The following is an 820-nucleotide window of genomic DNA, read 5'->3' on the forward strand; positions in this document are numbered from 1 at the left end:
AAAGAATTAATAGATCTCGAGAATAAAAAGGCTAACAATAATAGTGATAAAAGAAATATGGCTAGCATTGTAGGATATGCAAAAGATTCATGAAAAGGTATACCATTATTCTTCGTTTTAAAGGCTATATCATAAATGATTGCTGTAAGGACACCAACCATTAGTAATAAAATTGGTACGCAGATAATAGCCGAAAATAAAATTAACTGGTATTTCTTCTTTAATTTCATTTCTTCACAATGGTATTTAGTCTATACCCTTCTCCATAAAGATTTTGAATTATCTCACCCATTTTATCATTGATTTTAGCTCGAATTTTTTTTATATGTACATTCACGATATTCGGATTTCGATCTTCGAGTTGCCATAAGTAATCAAAGAAATGATCTTTCGTTAAAATGCTATCCCTATTTTCATATAAATAGAAAAATATTTTACGTTCAATCGCAGTAAAAACAACTTCATCTTGCAAGCTACTATTAAAAACCTTTTTATGTTCAGCGTCGATATATAAATGTTTGATTTGTGTAAAAGTACCATACTTATTCTCTAGCATTTTCTGCATTCTTAGTAATAGCTCTCTAGGATCAAATGGCTTTATCATATAATCTTCCCCCATTGTTAAACCTTTAAGTTTGCTATCCATATCACTTCTGGCAGATAAAAAAATAATTGGAATATTTAATCCTAAATTTTTTATTTTCTTTGTAATTTGATAGCCGTCTTCACCTGGAAGCATAACATCCATAATGACTAAATCTACCTTATGGATGTTATCAAACACTTCTGTACCTTCTTTCTTCCAACATACATTGTACTC

1 protein-coding gene and 1 pseudogene are annotated in these 820 nt (G+C 29.5%); both read right to left on the minus strand.

The features are described from left to right. Nucleotides 1-230, minus strand: a pseudogene (locus V7014_RS26560) (two-component sensor histidine kinase); the annotation flags it as partial. Next, nucleotides 227-820 (minus strand): response regulator transcription factor (locus V7014_RS26565; RefSeq protein WP_335512036.1); only part of this gene is annotated, 594 nt, incomplete at its 5' end. The gene V7014_RS26565 and the pseudogene V7014_RS26560, both read right to left, overlap by 4 nt.

This window comes from Bacillus sp. JJ722 (assembly GCF_036963345.1).
Classification (GTDB): domain Bacteria; phylum Bacillota; class Bacilli; order Bacillales; family DSM-1321; genus Bacillus_AD.